The 19977-nt window shown below is 60.3% G+C and carries 16 protein-coding genes; 5 read left to right on the top strand and 11 right to left on the bottom strand.

Going from position 1 to position 19977, the window contains the following annotated elements; translation table 11 throughout:
* Positions 1 to 57: 57 nt before the first annotated feature.
* Positions 58 to 903, bottom strand: coding sequence for an MIP/aquaporin family protein (locus tag ACORQT_RS23705; protein WP_004931095.1), 846 nt, complete (start codon positions 901 to 903; stop codon positions 58 to 60).
* Positions 904 to 1427: 524 nt separating this feature from the next.
* Between ACORQT_RS23705 and zapB the strand changes: the two genes are divergently transcribed.
* On the top strand, positions 1428 to 1667 hold the full coding sequence (gene zapB / locus ACORQT_RS23700) for a septal ring assembly protein ZapB (protein ID WP_004931092.1): 240 nt from the start codon (positions 1428 to 1430) through the stop codon (positions 1665 to 1667).
* 66 nt (positions 1668 to 1733) lie between these two features.
* Here the strand turns inward: zapB and rraA are convergent, their stop codons facing one another.
* The 7 genes from rraA to priA all read right to left on the bottom strand — a co-directional run bounded on the left by rraA (position 1734) and on the right by priA (position 9801).
* The gene (gene rraA / locus ACORQT_RS23695; RefSeq protein WP_004931090.1) at positions 1734 to 2219 is read right to left on the bottom strand and encodes a ribonuclease E activity regulator RraA; all 486 of its coding nucleotides are present in this window, start codon (positions 2217 to 2219) and stop codon (positions 1734 to 1736) included.
* A 75-nt stretch (positions 2220 to 2294) separates the two neighbouring features.
* Positions 2295 to 3212, bottom strand: a complete 918-nt coding sequence (locus ACORQT_RS23690; RefSeq protein ID WP_089192411.1) for a 1,4-dihydroxy-2-naphthoate polyprenyltransferase — start codon at positions 3210 to 3212, stop codon at positions 2295 to 2297.
* A 96-nt stretch (positions 3213 to 3308) separates the two neighbouring features.
* Positions 3309 to 4643 (bottom strand): HslU--HslV peptidase ATPase subunit, encoded by a 1335-nt coding sequence (gene hslU, locus ACORQT_RS23685; RefSeq protein WP_033645212.1) that lies wholly within the window; start codon positions 4641 to 4643, stop codon positions 3309 to 3311.
* 12 nt (positions 4644 to 4655) lie between these two features.
* Entirely contained in the window at positions 4656 to 5186 is a 531-nt protein-coding gene (gene hslV / locus ACORQT_RS23680) for an ATP-dependent protease subunit HslV (protein ID WP_004931085.1), read from the bottom strand.
* Between the two features lie 101 nt (positions 5187 to 5287).
* Entirely contained in the window at positions 5288 to 6220 is a 933-nt protein-coding gene (gene ftsN / locus ACORQT_RS23675; RefSeq protein ID WP_444859295.1) for a cell division protein FtsN, read from the bottom strand.
* A gap of 65 nt (positions 6221 to 6285) precedes the next feature.
* Positions 6286 to 7314, bottom strand: a complete 1029-nt coding sequence (gene cytR / locus ACORQT_RS23670) for a DNA-binding transcriptional regulator CytR (protein ID WP_025304661.1) — start codon at positions 7312 to 7314, stop codon at positions 6286 to 6288.
* A gap of 291 nt (positions 7315 to 7605) precedes the next feature.
* Positions 7606 to 9801 (bottom strand): primosomal protein N', encoded by a 2196-nt coding sequence (priA, locus tag ACORQT_RS23665; protein ID WP_046687963.1) that lies wholly within the window; start codon positions 9799 to 9801, stop codon positions 7606 to 7608.
* Positions 9802 to 10001: 200 nt separating this feature from the next.
* Here priA and rpmE point away from each other — a divergent pair, with 200 nt between their 5' ends.
* Positions 10002 to 10217 carry a 50S ribosomal protein L31 gene (gene rpmE / locus ACORQT_RS23660; RefSeq protein ID WP_004931078.1) on the top strand — a complete coding sequence of 72 codons (216 nt, stop codon included), beginning with the start codon at positions 10002 to 10004 and terminating at the stop codon, positions 10215 to 10217.
* A 77-nt stretch (positions 10218 to 10294) separates the two neighbouring features.
* On the opposite strand, the gene metJ is transcribed toward rpmE, so the two are convergent.
* Entirely contained in the window at positions 10295 to 10612 is a 318-nt protein-coding gene (gene metJ / locus ACORQT_RS23655; protein WP_004931076.1) for a met regulon transcriptional regulator MetJ, read from the bottom strand.
* 304 nt (positions 10613 to 10916) lie between these two features.
* Here metJ and metB point away from each other — a divergent pair, with 304 nt between their 5' ends.
* From metB to metF, 3 genes are all read left to right on the top strand, one after another.
* Positions 10917 to 12077: a cystathionine gamma-synthase gene (gene metB, locus ACORQT_RS23650; protein ID WP_033645215.1), complete on the top strand. Its 1161-nt coding sequence runs from the start codon at positions 10917 to 10919 to the stop codon at positions 12075 to 12077.
* Positions 12078 to 12079: 2 nt separating this feature from the next.
* Positions 12080 to 14515: a bifunctional aspartate kinase/homoserine dehydrogenase II gene (locus ACORQT_RS23645; RefSeq protein WP_164057646.1), complete on the top strand. Its 2436-nt coding sequence runs from the start codon at positions 12080 to 12082 to the stop codon at positions 14513 to 14515.
* 228 nt (positions 14516 to 14743) lie between these two features.
* Positions 14744 to 15640: a methylenetetrahydrofolate reductase gene (gene metF, locus ACORQT_RS23640; RefSeq protein WP_033645217.1), complete on the top strand. Its 897-nt coding sequence runs from the start codon at positions 14744 to 14746 to the stop codon at positions 15638 to 15640.
* Positions 15641 to 15745: 105 nt separating this feature from the next.
* Here the strand turns inward: metF and ppc are convergent, their stop codons facing one another.
* Together ppc and argE are read right to left on the bottom strand one after the other, a co-directional pair.
* A complete protein-coding gene (gene ppc / locus ACORQT_RS23635; protein WP_089192413.1) occupies positions 15746 to 18382 on the bottom strand; it encodes a phosphoenolpyruvate carboxylase in 2637 nt (878 codons plus the stop codon).
* Positions 18383 to 18643: 261 nt separating this feature from the next.
* Positions 18644 to 19789, bottom strand: coding sequence for an acetylornithine deacetylase (argE, locus tag ACORQT_RS23630; protein ID WP_033649896.1), 1146 nt, complete (start codon positions 19787 to 19789; stop codon positions 18644 to 18646).
* Positions 19790 to 19977: the final 188 nt, after the last annotated feature.

Below are 19977 nucleotides of genomic sequence, written 5' to 3'. Positions count from 1 at the left end.
TTTTTCTACAGTCATGGTAATTATCCTGCTGTTGTTAACCGTTTAAAACTGCACCCATCACGCTTTACGCTGCTGGGTCTTGGCGTCGGGCTCTTCTTCCGTCACGCAGACGTCGCACGGCAGGTGGCGGCCAATCAGCGCGCGGTAACCGAAAGCGCCCAGGCCACAGCCGACGATAGGGGCGAAGATCGGCACCAGGAAGTACGGGATGTCGCGCGCGCCGGTGAAGGCGACTTTGCCCCAGCCGGCCAGGTAGGCGAACAGTTTCGGCCCGAAGTCACGCGCCGGGTTCAACGCAAAGCCGGTCAATGGTCCCATGGAGGCGCCGATCACGGCAATCAGAATACCGATCAGCAGCGGCGCCAGCGGGCCGCGCGGAATGCCGTTGCCGTCGTCGGTCAGCGCCAGGATCAGGCACATCAGGATCGCAGCGATCACCATTTCTACCAGGAAGGCCTGGCCGACGGAGATGTGCGCGTTAGGGTAAGTCGAGAAGATGCCGGCCAGTTCAAGGCTTTCGTTGCTGCCGCGCACCATATGGTGAGCCGCTTCGAAGTCGAAGAACAGGTTGTAGTACAGCCCGTAGACCAGGGCGGCGGCGCAGAAGGCGCCGGCGATCTGCGCAATGATGTAAGGTACCACTTTGCGCCCGTCGAAGCAGGCGAACAGCCACAGGGCGAGGGTGACCGCCGGGTTGAGATGCGCGCCGGAAATGGCGGCGGTCAGATAGATGGCCATGGCGACGCCGAGGCCCCAAATGATGCTGATTTCCCACTGGCCGAAGCTGGCGCCCGCCAGTTTCAGTGCGGCAACGCAGCCTACGCCAAAGAAGATCAGCAGCGCCGTGCCGAGGAACTCGGCGATGCACTGGCCTTTTAATGTCGGACTGGTGGTTTGGCTCATAATGTTGGTGTCCTGCAAAACGGCGGTTGTTGGTTTATAGGCTCAGCCAGGTATACATCTGACCTATGGGCACAGTTTTTTTCATCTCGTCCAATTATTGAATGAGGACGTGATGTAAATTTATCGTTAACGAACATAAACGAGAAATAGCGAAATCAAAATGTGTGTGGCGCGTCATAAAATTGAGCGATTTCGCGTCGTTCAGTGTTCTTTCTGAGCCATAAAAGTGTGATCTGACCAGTGGTTTGGCGAGGGGCATTAACAACTCGCGGCGGCGGCGGCGGGGATTTTCAGTTTTTACTGATGGCGAGGGCAGGAAAATTGCAACAGACTGCGCGATGATCCGGTATGTTGCTAGACAGGCGGAGACTGGCTACTTACAATCGTTTTTAACGAATCGAGACTGGCGCGCCTTCCGTAACGGCGCGCGTCACTGAGCGCGATGCAATATTCGCAGTAGCTGCAGCCGACGTTGCGGCCGCTACTTATAGATGTACGCCTTGCTATCATGAGGGGACTGAAGCATGTCATTTGAAGTATTTGAGAAACTGGAAGCAAAAGTACAGCAGGCGATTGATACCATCACCTTGTTGCAGATGGAAATTGAAGAGCTGAAAGACAAAAACAACTCTCTGTCGCAGGAAGTTCAGGCTGCCTCCGGCAACCACGAAGCGCTGGTGCGCGAAAACCAACAGCTGAAAGAAGAACAGCACGTATGGCAAGATCGCCTGCGCGCGCTGCTGGGCAAAATGGAAGAGGTTTGATTCCTTACGCCATGCAGCAACGAAAACGAAAAGGGCGCCTGAGGCGCCCTTTTTCATGTCCGAAAATCACTCGATGTCGAGCGGGTCTTCGGAGAGGATGATGCCGGTGTTGTCGGCATACAGGTGGTCGCCGGAGAAGAAGGTGACGCCACCGAAGTTGACGCGGATATCGCTTTCGCCCACGCCTTCGCTTACGGCACCCGCCGGGATCGCCGCCATCGCCTGAATGCCGATGTCGAGCTCTTCCAGATCGTCCACCTGGCGCACCGCGCCGTACACCACGATGCCTTCCCATTCGTTCTGGGCGGCCAGGCGCGCCAGTTCGGCGTTGATCAGCGCCCGGCGTACCGAACCGCCGCCGTCGACCAACAGCACGCGGCCGCGACCGTTTTCTTCAAGCAGATCGAATAACAGGCCGTTATCCTCAAAGCATTTCACCGTGGTGATCTGCCCGCCAAATGAAGTACGCCCGCCAAAATTGGAGAACAGAGGTTCAACAACGTTCACCTCTTCATGATAGATGTCGCAAAGTTCGGAAGTATCGTATTTCATAGGATTTTACGTCTGTTTGCCGCAGGAATGTTCAGTATATCCCTTTATTCGCCCTGTTGGCAAAATCATCAGTTTTTAACTGAGCGCCACGCCGATGGCGAACAGCAGATTGGCCAGCAACGCCGCCTTGACCATATGCTCCAGCATCGGCCGCATGCCGACCGGCGTCGGATCGCGCAGCACGCGCAGGCCGTGGCGCACCAGCAGCGGGATCGCCAGCACGAACAGCCAACCCCACAGGCTGTGGAGGTTGAACAGCGTGAACAGCGCGAAACACAGCACCGCGCCGCTGAGCAGCAGGGCGTGGTAAATGCGCGCCTTGTGCGGGCCGAGACGCACCGCCAGCGTATTCTTGCCGTTTTCGCGATCGCTTTCGATATCGCGCAGATTGTTGATGTTGAGCACCGCCGTCGCCAGCAGGCCGCAGGCGGTGGCCGGCAGCATCACGACGCTGTCGAAGGTGTGCGTCTGCAGATAGTAGGTGCCGGCCACGCTCAGCCAGCCGAAGAACACCAGCACCGAGATGTCGCCCAGCCCCAAATACCCGTAGGGTTTGTTGCCGACGGTGTAGGTGATGGCCGCCACGATAGACAGCCCGCCCAGCACCAGGAAGCCCACCACGTCGCTGGGTTGCTCGCAGGCGACGGCGATCAGCGAACAGCCGGCGATGGCGATCAGCACTACCGTCACCACCAGCGCCCGTTTCATCTGCGCCTGGGTGATCATGCCCTTTTGCATGCCGCGCAACGGCCCGATGCGATCTTCTTTGTCGCTGCCTTTGACCGCATCGCCGTAGTCATTCGCCAGGTTGGAGAGGATCTGCAGCAGACCGGCGGTAACCAGCGCCAGCAGCGCCACTTCAGGTTTCAGGCTGCCGTGCCAGGCGGCGATCGCCGAGCCGACCACGATGGAGGCAAAGGCCAACGGCAGGGTGCGGGGGCGTAGACTTTCGAGCCAGGCGGAAATCGGGGTGGTGGAGGTTGATGAGCTCATGTTTCGCTTCTGTCAGTAAGTTGCGGTGTCCGTTAGAAATAATTGTGGGAGGCAATGCCTCCCACACAGATGACTGACAAGACAATGATTGAGCGATTATAGGATAAAACGACTCAAATCTTCATCCGCCACCAGTTCATCCAGATGACTGCGCACGTAATCCGCATCAATTGTAATGGATTGGCCATTAATTTCACTCGCATCGTAGGAAATATCTTCCATCAGACGCTCCAGCACGGTGTGCAGACGACGCGCGCCGATGTTCTCGGTGCTTTCGTTGACCTGCCACGCGGCTTCGGCGATGCGGCGGATGCCGTCGGCGGTGAACTCGATATTGACGCCTTCGGTGCCCATCAGCGCTTTGTACTGTTCGGTCAGCGACGCGCTCGGCTCGGTCAGGATGCGCTCGAAGTCTTCGGTGGTCAGCGCCTGCAGCTCAACGCGGATCGGCAGACGGCCCTGCAGTTCCGGGATCAGATCCGACGGATTGGCGGTCTGGAACGCGCCGGAAGCGATGAACAGAATGTGGTCGGTTTTCACCATGCCGTGCTTGGTGGACACGGTGCACCCTTCCACCAGCGGCAGCAGATCGCGCTGCACGCCTTCGCGGGAAACGTCCGGGCCGGAGCTTTGGCCGCCGCGCTTACAGATTTTGTCGATCTCATCGATAAACACGATGCCGTGCTGCTCAACCGCTTCGATCGCCTGCTCTTTCAGCTCTTCCGGGTTCACCAGCTTGGCGGCTTCTTCTTCCACCAGCAGCTTGAAGGCTTCTTTGATCTTCAGCTTGCGCGGTTTTTGCTTTTGGCCGCCGAGGTTCTGGAACATCGACTGCAGCTGGTTGGTCATCTCCTCCATGCCCGGAGGCGCCATGATTTCCACGCCCATCGGCGCGGCGGCCAGATCGATTTCGATCTCTTTGTCATCCAGCTGGCCTTCGCGCAGTTTCTTGCGGAATGCCTGGCGGGCGGCGGACGGTTCCTGGCCTTCTTCCGGCTGGCCCCAGTTGTTTTTGGCCGGCGGGATCAGCACGTCGAGAATGCGCTCTTCGGCCAACTCTTCGGCACGGGTGCGATTTTTCTCGATCGACTGCATGCGCACCATTTTGATGGCGGCATCGGTCAGATCGCGGATGATGGAGTCCACTTCTTTGCCCACATAGCCCACTTCGGTGAACTTGGTGGCTTCAACCTTGATGAACGGCGCGTTGGCCAGCTTCGCCAGACGGCGGGCGATTTCGGTTTTACCGACGCCGGTCGGGCCGATCATCAGAATGTTTTTCGGGGTCACTTCGTGACGCAGCATCTCGTTGAGCTGCATCCGGCGCCAGCGGTTGCGCAGGGCAATGGCGACAGCGCGTTTGGCCTTGTTTTGGCCAATGATATAGCTGTCCAGTTCGCTGACGATCTCGCGCGGGGTCATTTCAGACATGGTATTCGATCCTTACGCTTTGGAAGGCAATTCTTCAATGGTGTGGAAATGGTTGGTGTAAATACAGATGTCGCCGGCGATGTTGAGGGATTTCTCAACGATGTCGCGGGCGCTCAGCTCGGTATTTTCCAACATGGCGCGGGCGGCGGCCTGGGCGTACGGGCCGCCGGAGCCGATGGCGATCAGATCGTTTTCCGGCTGCACCACATCGCCGTTGCCGGTGATGATCAGCGAGGCGGTTTCATCGGCGACCGCCAGCAGCGCTTCGAGCTTGCGCAGCATGCGGTCGGTGCGCCAGTCTTTCGCCAGCTCGACGGCGGCTTTCACCAGGTGGCCCTGATGCATTTCCAGTTTGCGTTCAAACAGTTCAAACAGCGTGAAGGCGTCAGCGGTGCCACCGGCGAAACCGGCGATCACTTTGTCGTTATACAGGCGACGCACTTTCTTGACGTTCCCCTTCATCACCGTATTACCCAGGGTTGCCTGGCCATCACCACCGATGACGACCTGGCCGTTGCGGCGTACGCTTACAATTGTTGTCACGAGCAGACCCTCGTTAAAGACGGAAAGAAGTCCCCGCAGCGCCTGCTTTCGCAGACGCTACGAGGCATATTGAGAGTATAGATGGGGGGGATTGACGCTTTTCAACCCCCAACGGAGAGGGGAATGCAACTCGACATGCCGACGCCCTTCAGGCGCGAAAGGGTTTTGTCCGCTGCGGCGCGGCTGCTGTAGGGGCCGAGCACCACGCGATTCCAACCGCCACCGGCGGTGATGCGGCTCTCGATGCCCTCGAACGCCAGGCGCGCACGCACGGATTCAGCCTGATCGGTGGCGCGGAACGAACCGCATTGCACCATCCACTTCTGTTTCGATTCCGGTTTGGTGTCCTGCTTGGTCGTTTCCTGTTTCACTTCCGGTTTGGGCTCCGGCTTCGGTTGCGGCTTCGGCTCAGGCTGTTTCACCTGCGCCGGCGGCGGGGTGACTTGCTTCGGCTGCTGGTGCTGCTGCACCGGCGCGGTGGTGGCCCCGTTGTTGAACGGGTTGCGCGGCGCCTGAGTGACCTGCTGCTGTTGCTGTACCGGCTGCTGCTGCATTTGCGGTTGTTGCATCTGCTGCTGGCGGTTGCCGCGCGCGTTGGCCTGGCCCGGATCGTTATACGGCACTTCATTCAGCTGCGTCGGGCGCTGTTGCATGTCGGCCTGCATCTGCTCCAGCAGTTGCCGTTGTTCGGCGGTCAGCTGAGTTTTGGAATTGAGCTCGCCGCCGGCCGTCGGTTCGGTCGGGGTTTGCACGCCGATCTGTCGGTTTTCCAGCTCTTTGATATAGCGCCAGCGCTCTTCCGGCTTCGGCGGCAGGCCGTTGCCTGGGCGAGTGGTGTGCGCAGGCAACAACGGCGCGTCTTCCGGCTTGTTGTGCGTAATGAAATAGAGGCCACCGACAAAGACAACCAGCAACGCGACGGCTAACGCCAGCACGGTTTTGGAAACCTTCGGAGAACTGCGTTTTTTACGGCTGGGGGTTTTGCGCTTAGCTCCTGCTGCGCGCCCACGGCTTACATAGTCTTTTTGTGCCACTATTATTCCGCTGTGTCCTGATGAGAGGATAAGTCCGTCATGTTACTGAACCCTAAAATATTTGACTAGCGTTTCGGAGCAGCGGTGCTGCCTCTGATAATCAATTCACTGTCCAAGAGTCGGGAGCCGCTGGCCACCGTCTGGCCGTTCAACTGCTCCAACAGCAACAACATCGCCTGCTGGCCGATCTGGAAGCGCGGCTGCGCCACCGTGGTCAGCGGCGGATCGCAATACTGCGCCAGCTTGAGGTCGTCAAAGCCGACGATCGACAGATCCTGCGGTACCCGCAGCCCCATTTTCTTCGCCTGGGACAGCACGCCGATCGCCATGACATCGCTGTGGCAGAACACCGCCGTCGGCGGTTTCGGCTGAGCCATCAACTGGGTCAGCGCTTGCGCGCCGGCTTCGTAGGTAAAATCACCCCGGGTAATATAGCTGCTTTCGACGGTAATGCCATTACGGCGTAGCGCTTGAACATAACCTTGCAGCCGATAATGGCTCAGCGGCATCTGTTCCGGCCCGGCGACGCAGGCGATCTGCCGGTGGCCCAATTGATGCAAATAATGCACGGCTTCAAAGGCGGCGGTCAGGTTGTCGATATGTACCGTCGGCAGTTCCAGCTCGGGCGCGAACTCATTGGCCATCACCATCGGCGGCAGGTTGCGCTGCTCTTCCTTGCTGGCGTCGAACGGTAGATTAGAGCCCAGCAGCAGCATGCCGTCGATCTGTTTGGTGATGATCAGATTGACGAAGGTGCGTTCTTGCTGATTCTGCTGCGCGCAGTCGCCGATCAGCACCAGATAACCTTGTTGGGCGGCGGTCTGTTCGATCCCCTGGATCACATCCGCGAAAAACGGATCGCAGATGTCGGGCACGATCACCAGGATGGTGCGAGATTCGTTGCGTTTGATATTGCGTGACAGAGCATGAGGAGAATAACCCACGGCCAGCACGGCCTGTTCCACTTTCTGACGCGTTGGCGTTGACACCTTTTCCGGATTCATCAGCGCACGCGATACGGTAGCCGTTGAAACGCCCGCCATTTCGGCGACGTCTTTCATGGTCGCCATGGATAACTCTTTCTTGTGTTCCAACGCCTTTCTCCTTGCGTCAGCCCCATGCCGACGCCACTACTGCTGTTTGCTCACAATGTCCGGCATGCGGTGGCGGGATTGTTGTCATTGAGCGCCACTCGCGTTCGAGCACTCCGTCGCGCTGCGATGTGGCGACAAAATTTGCCCTCGCAGACATTCTAAACAGAATACGCCCCGCCTTTGTTACCTAATTTGCATAAAAAATGTGACCTGAGAAGGTTTTTTAGCGTTCGCTCGCAATTTAAAGGGTAAACGTTTGCATGACGGCAGCTAAATCGGACTTTTCCGGGATCAGCTGTCGATCGGATCGACATCCAGCGTCCATTTCACCTTGCGCGTTTGCGGCAGGGTGCCGATCAGCGGCAGCGAGCTTTTCATCAGCTGTTGCAGGACGCGCCGTGTCGGATGCTGCAGCAGCAGCTGCCAGCGGAAACGGCCGCCGCGTTTGGACTGCAGCGCCGGCACCGGGCCCATCACCCACAGCGAGTCGTCCTTAAGCGGACTGGCTTCCAACAGATTGCGCAGCTGCTGCAGGAACAGCGGGGCCTGTTGGTTATCGTGATCTTCGGCGCGCACGATGATGTGGCTGGTGTAGGGCGGCAGAAACACGCTGTTGCGCTCCGCCAGCGTCTGTTTGGCGAAGGCGTCGTAACCTTGTTGCAGCAGCACCTGCAATAACGGGTGCTCCGGGTGGTGGGTTTGCAGCAGCACTTCACCCTGTTTGCCCGCTCGCCCCGCGCGCCCGGAGACCTGGGTATAGAGCTGAGCAAAACGCTCGGCGGAGCGGAAGTCGGCGGAGAACAGCGCGCCGTCCACGTCCAGCAACGCCACCAGCGTGACGTCGGGAAAATGGTGGCCCTTGGCCAGCATTTGCGTGCCGATCAGAATGCGCGCTTCGCCGCGATGAATATCCGCCAGGTGCTGCTCCAGCGACCCTTTGCGGCTGGTGGTGTCGCGATCGATGCGGGTGATCGGCGTGTCGGGGAACAGCGGCGCCAGCTCATGTTCCAGCTGTTCGGTGCCGACGCCGACCGATACCAGGTGGGTGGAGCCGCACTGCGGGCATTGGTGCGGCACCGGTCGTTGGCTGTCGCAGTGGTGACAGCGCAGCTGGCGCTGATGCTGGTGGAAGGTGTAATAGTGATCGCAGCGCTGGCACTCGGCGATCCAGCCGCACTCGTGGCACAGCAGCGCCGGGGCGTAACCGCGGCGGTTGAGGAACAGCATCACCTGATTGCCGGCTTTTAAATGGTGCTGCATGCTTTTCAAAAGCGGCTGCGACAGGCCGACCTTCAGCGGCAACCCTTTCAGATCGATCAGGTGCTGCGCCGCCGGTTTGGCGTTGCCTGCGCGCTGGGTGAGCTTCAACTGGCGATATTTGCCCAGCTGCACGTTGTGCAGCGTTTCCAGTGCCGGCGTGGCGGAGCCCATCACCATCGGGATATCTTCTTCCCGGGCGCGGAACACCGCCAGATCGCGGGCGTGGTAGCGCCAGCCTTCCTGCTGTTTATAAGAGCTGTCGTGCTCTTCGTCGATGATGATAACGCCCAGTTGCCGGAACGGCGTGAACAGCGCCGAGCGGGTGCCGATGACGATCGCGGCTTCGCCGCTGCGCGCGCGCAACCAAACCGCCAGCCGTTCGCTGTCGTTCAGCCCGGAGTGCAGCACGTCCACCGGCGCGTTGAAGCGCTCGCGAAAGCGGGCGATGGTTTGCGGCGTCAGGCCGATTTCCGGCACCAGCACCAGCGCCTGCCGGCCTTTGGCCAACACGTTTTCCAGCACGCTGAGATACACCTCGGTCTTGCCGGAGCCGGTGACCCCGGCCAGCAGCCAGGCGGCAAACTGCTCATCTTCGCTTCGGATCGCCCCGACGGCGGTGGCCTGTTCGGTATTCAGCCGCAGCCGCTCGCCGAGCACCGCAAAGTTGGGGCGCCAGTCCTGCGTGGCCGCGACCTGAGCGCGCAGATCGATCAGCCCTTTGGCGCGCAGCGCCTGCAGGGCGCTTTCCGTCAGCTCAAGCTGGCTGACTTGATGGCGATAGACCGGGCGTTGCAACAGCGCCGCCAGCGCCTGCTGCTGTTTCGGCGCGCGTTTCAGGCTTTCGGGCGGCGTGGCGCGCCCCTCTTCGGTGGCGAACCACTGCCACAGCGGCGCGGCCTCGGCCGGTTTGCCTTGGCGCAGCAGGATCGGCAGCGCGTGGAACAGCACTTCGCCGATGGGATAGTGGTAGTAATCGCTGGCCCAGCGCAGGATGCGCCACAGGCTGGGGGAGAACAGCGATTCCGTGTCGATCACGCTGTCGATCGGTTTGAGCTTGTCCAACGGCAGTTCGCTGGTGTCGCTGCAGCCGGTGACGATGCCGATTGCATGCTGCCTGCCCCAGGGCACGCCCACGCGCGCGCCGGCCACCGGCTGCATGCCGGGCGGCAGCAGATAGTCGAAGGTGCGGGCGAGGGGGACCGGCAAAGCAACGTGTACGACGGGCATGATCTCATCCAAATTGAAAAAAAGTGGGCATCAGTTTACACGGCGCATCGGCAAATGTACGGTTCCGATTGCGCGCCCCGACTAATGCTGTATAATTTGCCGCCTTTGGTATAATTCGATACCAAAATTCTATTATCAACCACGTGTGGTGTCTGGCGAAACAGGGCTGGATAGCGACACGGCCTTAACTGAGGTTTCCCATGAAACAAGGTATCCACCCAAAATACGAAGAAGTTACTGCTAACTGCTCTTGCGGTAACGTGATGAAGATCCGCTCCACCGTGGGCCACGATCTGAACCTGGACGTTTGTGGCGCATGCCACCCGTTCTACACTGGCAAGCAGCGTGATGTTGCTACCGGTGGCCGCGTTGACCGCTTCAACAAGCGTTTCAGCGTACCAGGCGCTAAGAAATAAGATTTCTTATCGACCGATGAAAAAGGCGCCCTGGGCGCCTTTTTTCTTTTCTGCCGCCGGCGTTCGCCGGGCGGTTCTCAATATTCCCAGGTATCGGGATCGACACCCAGTTCGCGCATCAACGCTTTTGCGGCTTCCGGGATTTCATCGCTGCGCTCTTTACGCAGGTCTTCATCGTTCGGCAGCGGCTGGCCGGTAAAGGCATGCAGAAACGCTTCGCACAGAAGTTCGCTGTTGGTGGCGTGGCGCAGGTTGTTCACCTGGCGACGGGTCCGTTCGTCGGTGAGGATTTTCAGGACCTTCAGCGGAATGGATACCGTGATCTTTTTGACTTGCTCGCTTTTTTTACCGTGTTCAGCGTAAGGGCTGACATACTCGCCGTTCCACTCAGCCATGGGACACCTTAACTTTGTCAGAAAAATTACAAAATTCTAAAAACCGGCCAATTATGCCCGATCTTCACTGTTCTCACTAAATAAATGTCAATTTTACGCGACCAGGGTCACTGAATGCCCCGCTTCGGCCAGGCATTGCCGCTTAACATCTTATCGTCATGTCATATCGGCATAATTTTAGCGGGTATTGTGTCATTGCTCAATCTATACGCAAAGAAGTTTAGATGTCCAGATGTATTGACGTCTATCAATCCTGCGATTACTCTTTAGGCCTCATTCACCGAACCGAGAGCCGAGCGAGCCCATGACGCGTAAACCAGCCACGATTGCCGTACGCAGCGGCCTGAACGACGACGAACAGTACGGCTGCGTTGTCCCGCCGATTCATCTGTCCAGCACCTATAACTTTACCGACTTCAATCAACCCCGAGCTCATGACTACTCGCGCCGCGGCAACCCGACGCGCGACGTGGTGCAGCGCGCGTTGGCGGAGCTGGAAGGCGGCGCCGGCGCGGTGATGACCGGCAGCGGGATGTCGGCGATCCATCTGGTGACCACCGTACTGCTGAAGCCCGGTGATCTGCTGGTGGCGCCGCACGACTGTTACGGCGGCAGCTATCGGTTATTCGACAGCCTGAGCAAGCGCGGCGCTTATCGCGTGCTGTTCGTCGATCAAGGCAATGAGGCCGCCCTGCAACAGGCGCTGGCGCAAAAGCCGAAGCTGGTGTTGATAGAAAGCCCCAGCAATCCGCTGCTGCGGGTGGTGGACATCGCGGCGATCTGCGCTGCCGCGCACGCGGCGGGCGCGTTGACGGTGGTGGACAACACGTTCCTCAGCCCGGCCCTGCAACAGCCGATCGAACTCGGTGCCGATCTGGTGGTCCATTCTTGCACCAAATACCTGAACGGGCATTCGGACGTGGTGGCCGGCGCGGTGATCGCCAAAGATCCTGAGCTGGCGGTCGAGCTGGCCTGGTGGGCGAACAACATCGGCGTGACCGGCGGCGCGTTCGACAGCTATTTGTTGCTGCGCGGCATGCGCACGTTGTCGCCACGCATCAAGGCGGCGCAACAAAACGCTGAAGCGATTGTTGACTATTTACAGCAGCAACCGCTGGTGAAAAAGCTGTATCATCCCTCCCTGCCGGAGAATCCGGGGCATGAGATCGCCCGTCGTCAGCAGCGCGGTTTCGGCGCGATGCTGAGTTTTGAACTGGACGGCGATGAAGCGGTGCTGCGCCGTTTTCTCTCTGCCCTTGAGCTGTTTACTCTGGCAGAATCGTTGGGCGGCGTAGAAAGCCTGATCTCGCATGCAGCGACCATGACTCACGCCGGCATGGCGGCGGAGGCGCGGGCAGCGGCCGGCATCTCCGAGAGCCTGCTGCGCATTTCCGTGGGTATTGAAGACAGTGAAGATTTGATTGCCGATCTGGAACGCGCTTTCCAGGCGGCGGCAACGAGGTAAGCATGAATGCAATTGCTGTAGCAGGGCCGGTGAGCGGGCGTCAACTGCACAAGTTTGGCGGCAGCAGTCTGGCGGATGTGAAGTGTTATCTGCGTGTGGCCGGGATTATGGCGGAATACAGCCAGCCGGGCGACATGATGGTGGTATCGGCCGCCGGCAGTACCACCAACCAGTTGATCAACTGGCTGAAGCTCAGCCAGAGCGATCGCCTGTCTGCGCACCAGGTGCAGCAGACGTTGCGTCGTTATCACAGCGATCTTATCAGCGGCCTGTTGCCGCCGGAAAGCGCCGAGCCGCTGATCGCCGAGTTCATTCAGGATCTGGAACGCCTGGCGGCGCTGCTGGACGGCAATGTCGACGAGGTGTGCTACGCCGAAGTGGTCGGGCACGGCGAGATTTGGTCGGCGCGCCTGATGGCGGCGGTGCTCAACCACCTGGACATGCAGGCGGCCTGGCTGGATGCGCGTGACTTCCTGCGCGCCGAGCGCGCCGCACAGCCGCAGGTGGATGAAGGCCGTTCTTACCCGCTGTTGCAACAATTGATGGCCCAACACCCGGGTAAACGCCTGGTGGTGACCGGGTTCATTTCGCGCAACGACGCCGGGGAAACCGTGCTGTTGGGGCGTAACGGCAGCGACTACTCCGCCACTCAGGTCGGCGCGCTGGCCGGCGCTGCGCGCGTCACCATCTGGAGCGACGTGGCCGGGGTTTACAGCGCCGATCCGCGCAAGGTGAAAGACGCCTGCCTGCTGCCGCTGCTGCGTCTGGACGAAGCCAGCGAGCTGGCGCGTCTGGCTGCGCCGGTGTTGCACACCCGTACCCTGCAGCCGGTCTCCGGTAGCGATATCGATCTTCAGCTGCGCTGCAGCTATCAGCCGGAGCAGGGCTCGACGCGCATTGAGCGCGTATTGGCTTCCGGCACCGGCGCCAAGATTGTCACCAGCCACGACGATGTGTGCCTGATTGAACTGCATGTTGCCGCTCAGCATGACTTCAAACTGGCGCAGAAAGAGTTGGATCTGGTGCTCAAGCGCGCGCAGATCAAACCGCTGGCGGTGGGCATCCACCCAGACCGCAACCTGGTGCAGCTGTGCTACACCTCCGAGGTGGTCAACAGCGCGCTGGCGACGCTGCAGGCCGGGGTGCTGCCAGGCGAGCTACGCCTGCGCGAAGGGTTGGCGCTGGTGGCGATGGTCGGCGCCGGGGTGTGCAAGAACCCGCTGCACAGCCACCGTTTCTATCAGCAGCTGAAAGATCAGCCGGTCGAGTTTATCTGGCAGGCGGAAGATGGCATCAGCCTGGTGGCGGTATTGCGCCAGGGGCCGACCGCGCTGCTGATCCAGGGGCTGCACCAAAGCCTGTTCCGCGCCGAGAAGCGCATCGGTCTGGTGCTGTTCGGCAAGGGCAATATCGGGTCGCGCTGGCTGGAGCTGTTCGCCCGTGAGCAGACCAATATCTCCGCGCGCAGCGGCTTCGAATTTATCCTGGCGGGGGTGGTGGACAGCCGCCGCAGCCTGCTGAACTATGACGGGCTGGACGCCAGCCGCGCGCTGGCATTCTTTGAGGACGAAGCGCAGGAGCTGGATGAAGAATCGCTGTTCCTGTGGATGCGCGCGCACCCGTTCGACGATCTGGTGGTGCTCGACGTGACCGCCAGCGAAGAGCTGGCCGGGCAGTATCTGGATTTCGCCAGCTACGGTTTCCACGTGATCAGCGCCAACAAGTTGGCTGGAGCCTCGTGCAGCGACAGCTATCGCCAAATACGCGACGCCTTCGCCAAAACCGGCCGCCACTGGCTGTATAACGCCACCGTCGGCGCCGGCCTGCCGGTCAACCACACGGTGCGCGATCTGCGCGACAGCGGCGACAGCATTCTGGCGATCAGCGGCATCTTCTCCGGCACGCTCTCCTGGCTGTTCCTGCAGTATGACGGCACGGTGCCGTTCACCGAGCTGGTGGATCAGGCCTGGCAGCAGGGGCTGACCGAACCGGATCCGCGGGTCGATCTCTCCGGCCAGGACGTGATGCGCAAGCTGGTGATCCTGGCGCGCGAGGCGGGCTACGACATCGAACCGAACCAGGTGCGGGTCGAGTCGCTGGTGCCGGCGGGGTGCGAGCTGGGCTCCGTCGATCAGTTCTTCGAGAACGGTGAGGCGCTGAATCAGCAGATGCAACAGCGCTTTGAGGCCGCCAGCGAAATGGGCCTGGTGCTGCGCCATGTGGCGCGTTTCGACGCCAACGGCAAGGCGCGGGTCGGCGTGGAGGCGGTGCGCCCTGAGCATCCTCTGGCCTCGCTGTTGCCGTGCGACAACGTGTTTGCCATCGAAAGCCGTTGGTATCGCGATAATCCGCTGGTGATCCGCGGGCCGGGCGCCGGCCGCGATGTGACCGCCGGCGCGATCCAGTCAGACCTTAACCGATTGGCGCAGCTGCTTTAATCCTCTGCGGGCGCGGGCTCACCGCGCCCCTTGGCTTTTCCTGCCATACTTATCTTTGCCGCGATCATGAAATTCCCTCGTTGAGCGGGTGAGGATTAATCATCTTATTCCCCTCATTTTCCTGTTGACTCTTTAGCCAACATGCGGCATTTTCTATCTAGACGTCTAAACGTATAGACGCTCATCAAGATGAAATAAAAACAGTGATCGATAAGAGGTGAGCAGGGTATGAGTTTTTTCCACGCAAACCAGCGGGAAGCGCTGAATCAGAGTCTGGCGGAGTTGAACGGCCAGATTAACGTATCATTCGAGTTCTTCCCGCCACGCACCAGCGAGATGGAAGAGACCCTGTGGCAGTCGATCGATCGTCTGAGCATTCTCAAACCTAAATTCGTTTCCGTCACCTACGGCGCCAACTCCGGCGAGCGCGATCGCACCCACAGCATCATCAAAGGGATCAAGGAACGCACCGGCCTGGAGGCGGCGCCGCACCTGACCTGCATCGATGCCAGCCCGGCGCAGCTGCGCGACATCGCGACCGATTACTGGAACAGCGGCATCCGCCATATCGTGGCGCTGCGCGGCGATCTGCCGCCGGGCGGCGGCAAGCCGGAAATGTACGCGACCGATCTGGTGGCGCTGCTGAAAGACGTGGGTGACTTCGACATTTCCGTCGCCGCTTACCCGGAAGTGCACCCGGAGGCGAAGAGCGCCCAGGCCGATTTGATTAACCTGAAACGCAAGATCGATGCCGGCGCCAGTCGCGCGATTACCCAGTTCTTCTTCGACGTTGAGAGCTACCTGCGCTTTCGCGACCGCTGCGTCGCCGCCGGTATCGACGTGGAAATCGTGCCGGGCATTCTGCCGGTGTCCAACTTCAAGCAGCTGCAGCGCTTCGCCACCATGACCAACGTGCGGGTGCCAAGCTGGATGACCAGCATGTTCGAAGGGCTGGACGACGATGCGGAGACCCGCAAAATGGTCGGCGCCAACATCGCCATGGACATGGTGAAGATCCTGAGCCGCGAAGGGGTGAAAGATTTCCACTTCTATACGCTGAACCGCGCCGAGATGAGCTACGCCATCTGCCACACGCTGGGCGTGCGACCAGTGGCCGCCGCCTGACGGGCTTGCTCCATTGAAAAGGGCGCCGCTTTACCGCGGCGCCCTTTTTTTGTGGGGGAGACATAAAAAAAACGGCCCCGGTAAACGGGGCCGTGATGAGGCTCACTAGCCGGTGTTGCGCATCCCGGCGGCGACGCCGGCGATGGTAACCATCAGCGCCTGCTCCACGCGGGCGTCCGGCTGTTCATGCTGGCGCGAGCGGTGCAGCAATTCGGCCTGCAAGACGTTCAACGGGTCGGTATAGACGTTGCGCAGCGCGATGGATTCGGCGATCCACGGCAGGTCTTCCATCAGGTGCGCATCGTTGGCGATGGTCAGCACCACCTTGATGTCGCTTTCCAGCTGATCGCGCAGCTGTTGGCCCAGCGGCCACAGCGATTTATCCACCAGGCGCTGATCGTAGTATTCCGCCAGCCACAGGTCGGCTTTGGCGAACACCATTTCCAGCATGGCGATGCGGGTGGAGAAGAACGGCCAGTCGCGACACATCGCCTCCAGCTCCGCCTGTTTGCCGGCTTTCACCGCTTCCTGCAATCCGGCGCCGGCGCCGAGCCAGGCCGGCAGCATCAGGCGGTTCTGCGTCCAGGCGAAGATCCACGGAATGGCGCGCAGGCTCTCTACGCCGCCGTTTGGCTTGCGCTTGGCCGGGCGCGAGCCCAGCGGCAGTTTGCCCAGCTCCAGCTCCGGCGTGGCCGCGCGGAAGTAAGGCACGAAGTCCGGGTTTTCACGCACGTAGCCGCGATACATTCGGCAGGAGGTCTCGGACAGGTCGTCCATCAGCGCCCGCCATTCTTTCTTCGGTTCCGGCGGCGGCAGCAGGTTGGCCTCGAGGATCGCGCCGGCATACAGCGCCAGGCTGCTGATGGTGACTTCCGGCAGGCCGAACTTGAAGCGGATCATCTCGCCCTGTTCGGTGACGCGCAGGCCGCCCTTCAGGCTGCCCGGCGGCTGCGACAGCAGCGCCGCATGCGCCGGAGCGCCGCCGCGGCCGATGGAACCGCCGCGGCCGTGGAACAGCGTCAGCGCCACGCCGGCCTTTTCACAGGTTTTGATCAGCGCGTCCTGCGCGCGGTACTGCGCCCAGGAAGCGGCCATCACGCCGGCGTCTTTCGCCGAGTCGGAATAGCCGATCATCACCATCTGTTTGCCCTGGATGAAGCCGCGATACCAGTCGATGTTCAGCAACTGGGTCATTACGTCGTCGGCGTTGTTCAGGTCGTCGAGGGTTTCGAACAGCGGGGCGACCGGCAGCGCGAACGGGCAGCCGGCCTCTTTCAGCAGCAGGTGCACCGCCAGCACGTCGGAAGGCGTGCGCGCCATCGAAATCACATAGGCGGCGATCGAGCCCTGCGGCGCTTCGGCAATCACCCGGCAGGTTTCCAGCACTTCCTGCGTGTCGGCGCTCGGTTGCCATTTCAGCGGCACCAGCGGGCGTTTGGAGTTCAGTTCGCGGACCAGGAACGCCTGTTTATCGGCTTCCGACCAGCTTTCATAATCGCCCAGCCCCAGATAGCGGGTCAGCTCGGCGATGGCTTCGGTATGGCGGGTGCTCTCCTGACGCACGTCGATGCGCACCAGCGGCACGCCGAAGCAGCGCACGCGGCGCAGGGTATCCAGCAGTTGACCATTGGCGATGATGCCCATGCCGCAGGCCTGCAGCGACTGGTAGCAGGCATACAGCGGCTCCCACAGCTGCTCGTTGTTCACCAGCAGGTCGTGCGGTTTCAGCACGCGCTCGCCCTTCAGGCGACCTTCAAGATAAGCCTGGGAACTCATCAGCTGGCTGCGCAGCTGCTTCATGATTTCGCGGTAAGGCTCCTGCACCTCATCGCCGCCGGCGCGGGCGCGCAGCTCAGGGGTGCACTCGGTCATCGACAGCTCGGAGACCAGCACCTGGATGTCGCGGGTAAACAGGTCGCAGGCTTTCCAGCGGCTGAGCAGCAGCACATGGCGGGTAATTTCGGCGGTGACGTTCGGGTTGCCGTCGCGGTCGCCGCCCATCCAGGAGGTGAAGCGCACCGGCACCGCTTCTACCGGCAGGCTGTAATCGATGGAGTTTTCCAGCTGTTCGTTGAATTCGCGCAGGAACGCCGGCACGCCTTCCCACAGGCTGTTTTCCACGACGGCAAAGCCCCATTTGGCTTCGTCGATCGGGGAAGGGCGGTGTTTGCGAATTTCATCGGTGTGCCACGACTGGGCTACCAGCTGGCGCAGGCGGCGCATGATCTTGTTGCGCTCGTAGTCGGCCAGATCGTTGTGATCGAGCTGGCTGAGGCAGGTGTTGACCTCCACCAGCTTGTGGATCAGGGTGCGGCGGGTAATCTCCGTCGGGTGCGCCGTCAGCACCAGCTCGATGGAGAGTTGTGACACCGCGTGCTGCAGCTCTTTGTCGCTGAGCTTTTTGTCTTTGAGGCGGCTGAACAGTTGGGCCAGCGCTTCCGGGTTGCTGGCGGCCTCGCCGTTGGGCGAAATGCTGTGATACTGCTCGGCGACGTTGGTCAGGTTGAGGAACTGGCTGAAGGCGCGCGCCACCGGCAGCAGCTCGTCGTTGGACAAGTTCTGCAGGGTAGAAAGCAGCTCCTGGCGATGCGCTTCGTTGCCGGCGCGTGAGGATTTGGAAAGCTTACGGATGGTCTCAACGCGATCGAGAATATGCTCGCCCAGCGCTTCTTTGATGGTATCGCCGAGCAATTTGCCGAGCATACTGACATTACTGCGCATTGCCGAATATTGTTCGTTCATATAACCCCTGACCCAGTTCTGTATGTATGATTTTTATCTTGTAAATAAATTTCACGCGTCAGGCGCAGACCGCCTGCCTGATCCCATCGCGTTCCTGTCCAATCGTCAATTGACACTATTTTTAGCAAAAAAACATCAAAATCGGCGCATTTTCTGAAATTTAATTACGCCGCGTGGGTTATCAGCGTGGCTTATTTCGCTGCCTTCTACTTATTTTGAGTTAGGGAAAGCATAAAGCATTTTCCCTGCTAAATGTCGGGTTTATTGCCGGCAAAAGTGATTGACCAGCTGGCCCAGCAGTTTGCGCGTCGGTTCGATAAACGCGGTGTCGATGTATTCGTCCGGCTGGTGGGCCTGATCGATGGAGCCGGGGCCGAGCACCAGGGTCGGGCATACCTGTTGCACGAACGGCGCTTCGGTGCAGTAGTTGACCACCTGCGTGCGGGTGCCCAGCAGCTCTTCGATCACCGCCACCATGCGGTGGTCGGTCGGGCACTCGTAGCCCGGCACCGACGCGTGCAGCTCTTCGATGGTCAGGCGGCCCGGCCAGCGTTGGCTCACTGGCTCCAGCGCCTGATGCATCAGTTCGTTGATGTTGTCGAGCGTCATGCCGGGCAGCGGGCGGATATCCAGGTGCAGTTCGCAACAGGCGCAGATGCGGTTGGCCGCGTCGCCGCCGCTGATATGGCCGAAGTTCATGGTGGGATAAGGCACGGCGAACGCCGGATTGTTGTAGCGCTCCTGCAGGGTTTTGCGCAGCTCCATCAGGCGGCCAATGGACTCGTGCATCAGATCGATGGCGTTGACGCCGCGCGCCGGATCGCTGGAGTGGCCGGACTGACCGACGATGCGAATGGCGTTGGCCATGTGGCCCTTGTGTGCGCGCACCGGCTGCAGCGAGGTCGGCTCGCCGATGATGGCGAAATCCGGACGAATGGCGGTAGAGGCGGCGAAGTAACGCGCGCCGGCCATCGTCGTTTCTTCATCTGCGGTGGCTAAAATGTACAACGGCTTGGTCAGCTTGCTCGCGTCGATATCGCGCACCGCATCCAGAATAAAGGCGAAGAAGCCTTTCATGTCGGCGGTGCCCAGCCCGTAGAGCTTGTTGTCGTGCTCGGTCAGGGTGAAGGGATCGCGCGTCCAGCGGCCTTCGTCGTAAGGCACCGTATCGGTGTGGCCGGCCAGCAGCAGGCCGCCGCTGCCTTCGCCGATGCTGGCCAGCAGGTTGAATTTGTGGCGCGACTCCGGCACCGGCTGTACGTCGACGCGAAAGCCCAGGTCGGCAAACCATCCGGCCAACAAGTTGATTAACGCCTCATTGCTCTGATCGAGGCCGGCATCGGTGGCGCTGATTGACTTCGTTGCGATCAACGCCCGGTACAGCTCAATAAATGGAGGTAATTTCATCTTCACTGTTGACAGCCTTAGGTTAGGATAGTATCAATATTCATGCATTTATTTTGAATAAAAATACAGTAAGCCGAAGCGTAAGGGAACCCGATGCCCGGATGTTTATAAAAGCATCAACGCCTGGCTCCGTGGGTGAACGGCGCAACAACGCTGGCTAGCCCTGTTACCTGGGTCGCAAGCGACCG

Source organism: Serratia sp. (in: enterobacteria) (genome assembly GCF_052400455.1).
GTDB lineage: Bacteria > Pseudomonadota > Gammaproteobacteria > Enterobacterales > Enterobacteriaceae > Serratia > Serratia ureilytica.
Note: the sequence above shows the minus strand (reverse complement) of the source record. Positions and strands in the feature narration are given on the sequence as shown.